3 protein-coding genes are annotated in these 4,271 nt (G+C 42.7%); 1 reads left to right on the top strand and 2 read right to left on the bottom strand.

Features of this window, described 5'->3' with window-relative positions; genetic code table 11:
* The coding region (locus ACP45E_RS14160) for an LEPR-XLL domain-containing protein (RefSeq protein ID WP_141707344.1) at window positions 1–2,131 on the bottom strand (2,131 nt) is incomplete at its 3' end.
* A gap of 507 nt (window positions 2,132–2,638) precedes the next feature.
* On the opposite strand from ACP45E_RS14160, the gene ACP45E_RS14155 reads away from it, so the two are divergent.
* The gene (locus tag ACP45E_RS14155; protein WP_017034552.1) at window positions 2,639–3,547 is read left to right on the top strand and encodes a dienelactone hydrolase family protein; all 909 of its coding nucleotides are present in this window, start codon (window positions 2,639–2,641) and stop codon (window positions 3,545–3,547) included.
* A 184-nt stretch (window positions 3,548–3,731) separates the two neighbouring features.
* On the opposite strand, the gene ACP45E_RS14150 is transcribed toward ACP45E_RS14155, so the two are convergent.
* Window positions 3,732–4,271, bottom strand: a 540-nt coding sequence (locus ACP45E_RS14150; protein ID WP_198927723.1) for a GH32 C-terminal domain-containing protein, incomplete at its 5' end; no start/stop codon positions are given.

Raw genomic sequence — 4,271 nt, 5'->3', positions numbered from 1 at the left:
CTATATTAATATTACTGATGACATCTTGAATCGTGTCGTCACCAGAAACTTGAACTTCTATTAACGCGCCGGATGGGGAAACAAAAGTTAGTTCAGCGCCATCGCCACTCGCTTCGATCCCTTCGCTCCAAATTTTCAGGTCTTTGAGTGCGGTGTTGAAAAGATCTCCCGCGCCTTCACCAATTGGGTTTACATCCAAACCAAGCGTCATATCAAACACGGCATTGGTTTCAATATTGATCGTGCCATCTGAAGAAATACCGGTGAAATCACCAAGTGATAAACCATCACTGAAATCTTGTTCCACCGACACTTTCGGCAGAGAAAAACTCAAATCAAACTTGAGCGCATTGTCTTCAAAACGCAGGTTTAGGCTCTCAGCCCAAGCTTTAATGTCTTCACCAGAAGCGTTGGCCACATCATTGCCTAGAGCTTTTGCAAACGCGACAACCACATCATCAATAGAATCGACAGCGAGATGACGTTGAGGATCAGATATTTTTATTACTTTCTCGTCATCGACTTTTTGACTTGAATCGGTGAATTTTAGGCGGTTATTATCTTTAGTCACCGACAACCGATCTTTTAAATTAGTATTTTTTTGAATAGAGGTATGCAGTGCCGCAACTAAAGCATCAATCGTTGTGATTTCAGGAGCTTCTTCTGTCGGGTACCATTCGATCAATTCCCGAGTTCCATCACTCAACGTAATAACGAAACTGAAGTTACTTGAAATAGCTTGTAGCAATGTTCCACTGCCATCAGCCTGTATCTCTGCGCCAAGAAGTTCGGTGTTCGTGGATGTGTACTCGTTGGAACTCTCCCCCTCAAAGCCAATCAAATCCAAGACTGGCACAAAGGCATCCAGTAAGTTCGTCTGTAGTGACTCTCTTAAGGAAAATAGCTCCGACAGCTCAAGATCGGATAAGAATGGAATATCCAGGTCAAATGCATCGTGGTCAAAAATCGTGTCGATACGCTCTACCAAACTTTCCAATGCGATATAGAGAGTATTCGCATCAAAAAGTGTGAGGTCAGATAACTGCTCATTCATCACAATGGCAGCATCACTTAACTCGTTGGTTTCCGCAGTGGTGACCGTGATTGACGCCTCATCAGGGAGAGCTAAACCATTCACAAGTTGATCATTATCTAGAGAGAGTTTTAAATCAACAATCTGCTGATTTTCAGCATAGCCGAAATCCGCTTTTATTAACTCCTGTGCTGAAAGAGGCGACTCAGGGTTAAACACCAATTCTTGGGCGGGATCGTCTAACCCGACGGAAACAGTTAATGTGTAATCTAGCTCTTTATCGCCATCTTCATTCAGAACGCCTTCGCCAATTTTGAAATCGAACAGCCCTAACTTGATTAGTGCGCCCGTTAGCTCCGCACTCACTCCAATATCCGAGTTCACACTTAAATCATCGAAATGATTCATACTATTTTGAGTATTTAAAACAAAATCAAAACTAATCGTATGGTCAATACTCAGGTTAACGTCTTGAGCATGAGTGAGCTTAATGCCTTCTCCTAAACTACTTAAATCAAGCTGAAAATCATCATTATCGACTAGGGAAAAATCAAAGTTGACCGAAATTAAGCCATCGACCTTATTAAGAGTGATGTTCGATGTTCGTGTGGTTTCACCATCAGCACTAGAAAAAACGTCATTGAGGAACTCAGTATATTTGGCGCCAGGAGTGATTTCTTGGGCTTCAAAATCATTTTTCAGTTTTTCAACAAGTGTGTCACTAACAATACTGCTGTAATCGAGAACATTGCCAAGTTGACCAAAGAAACCGTCGCTGTCTTGATCAATAAACGGAAGCTGAATAGAACCACTATTCACCGCTTCCAAGCCTTCGATTTGCTCTAAAAACGCATCAAATTGGTCTAACTGATCTCGCAAGCTCTCATGAAGCGCATTAATATCTGCGGTGGTTAATGTGTCAGCAGAAAGCAGCAGCCTAGGCTCCATGGCTTCAAAAACAATGGTCTTCTTAGTGGCGGTATTTTTCTCAATTTTTTGCTTTTTGTTCATTCGTCTTTGCTTACTGCTTAGAATCGCACGAACTGAACTACCCATTTTGTTTGAGTGGAAAATGTTTTGAATGCCTAGACCAACCATTGGCTTAAAATCCTTATTAACCGAAGGGCTTTGTTAAGAAAATGATAATTTGAGATAAAAATCATGACGTGCGATTACAAACTTTTTATGAACCAATGTCAAAACATAAGGCATATAAATGCATAATTTTGTTACTAAATACTCGAATTATGTTAAGGAATATGTCAAACAAGTAATTAATGGTCGTTATACAACCAAAGGGTGATGCTACTAACAAAAAGTAGTAGACCTAATTTCCTACACTTTAATCTGCCGTTTTATATCCAACTCAGCTCGATAAACAGAGTAATACTCTCCTGATTCGTTTCCTTCTTACTAAGTTTATGTACTCACCTTCCCCTAAAATTCACGGTTTCGGATACTTCCTCATCCCCCTCTTTATTTGTAAATGAATGTAAATAATTGCGTTTATCGCTTCAACCTGACTAAGCTTTGAATACCAAGCGGTTTAAATACCAAGCGGATAGTGACTTCTGTCTTATCAGCCAACATCAACAAGGAAGAAAAATGATTCAAGAGAATAGAGATCAGCAAGACCATAGCAGAGCCATTCCACAAGAAGCATTTGATTGGTATGACGAATATGCGCATGGGCTTATCAACCGCAGGGAGTTCATGACTCGCCTGTCTGGCTTAGTAGCCCTCGGGTTTGCAATGACCACGTTAACCTCGGCTTTAATACCAAATTATGCATTGGCAGAGCAGGTTTCGTTTAACGACCCATCTATTAAAGCCACTTATGAAACGTTTCCTTCACCTAAAGGAAGTGGTGAAGGACAAGGTTACCTTGTCGTGCCAAGAGAACTAAAAGGTAAGGCTCCGGTGGTGCTCGTTGTGCATGAAAACCGCGGGCTAAACCCGTACATTAAAGATGTGGCTAGAAGGCTCGCAGCGAAGGGCTTTATTGCGTTTGCACCCGATGCGCTTTACCCGTTGGGTGGATACCCAGGAAATGACGACGAAGGTCGTGCTATGCAAAAGAGCATGGATAAAACCAAAATCGAGGAAGACTTTATCGCGGCGGCGAGTTTTATCAAATCACATGAACTGAGTAGCGGTAAGTTAGGTGCCGTCGGCTTCTGCTTTGGTGGGTATATTATCAACATGCTGGCTGCAGTGATGCCCGAACAGCTCGATGCAGGTGTTCCCTTCTATGGCACCCCTGCTGCACCGGAACTGAGAAAGAACGTGAAAGGCCCACTGCTGATACAGTTTGCAGGCTTAGACAAGCGAGTAAATGCTACCTGGCCAGACTACGAGGCCGAATTGAAAGAGATAAAAGCCGACTATACCGCCTATATCTATGAAGGCGTCAATCACGGGTTCCATAATGATTCAACCGGCCGCTACGCAGAAACCGAAGCCGAGTTAGCATGGGAACGCACCATTGCGTTCTTTGGTGAACATTTAACGTAACTGGAGTTATGCAGACTAAGCTGTTTGGTTTATGTAGACTAAGCTGTTTGCTTAAAGCTGACTTACCAAGAATTTGGTGACCTAGTAGAGTATGAGTTGTGCTGGTGTTTTTATGAAAGCACAACTCATCTAGCTACCGATCTACTAGTCTGGCAATCGAAGAACCGTTATCCCCCTATTTCCCCTAATCCTTTTCAAATGGCGCAGCTGATTGAGCAATTGAATTGAATATTGCCATTGTAGCGCCACCATGAAGGGATATCTGGGTAGCATCGACACCCGTAAAAACTCGTGAAGATAATACCTGTTCTCCCTCATTCACAAAGATCTCTATCGATGAGTTATCCGCCAGAATGCGCAATGAAACCTTCTCACTCGACAAAGGTAACTCTCGAATAACGTCACCTTCCTTTATCAAGGTTCGAGTTCTATCCAGGCAAAGTCGACGACTGCTCTCATCTAGTTCAATTTTTAAGTGCTGGGTACAGTTCTCGAAGAGATGCAAAGTTTGCCCCCATGACATGGTCAACGATAGATCAAAAGACTTAGTCCCTATATTCAGTCCGTTTTGACTGAGTTCTAGTCGCTGTTCCTCCCCGTGTAGCTTGCTCAGCTCTGCAATTGGCCATTGTCTTAAGCGTCCATTTTCAAACGTTAGCTGTCTTAACGCAGTCAATTGATGTACCCACCCTTCACTTGGTTGACCGACTTCATCGGGCAACCC

Origin of the sequence: Vibrio genomosp. F10 str. 9ZD137 (assembly GCF_049974785.1) — a bacterium.
Lineage (GTDB): Bacteria > Pseudomonadota > Gammaproteobacteria > Enterobacterales > Vibrionaceae > Vibrio.
The sequence above is the reverse complement of the archived record's forward strand: the minus strand, read 5'-3'. Positions and strand labels throughout refer to the sequence as shown.

Bases quoted from the DNA above. Each gene is read 5' to 3' on its own strand.
- ACP45E_RS14155 (WP_017034552.1), top strand. From the start codon at position 2,639: ATGATTCAAGAGAATAGAGATCAGCAAGACCATAGCAGAGCCATTCCA.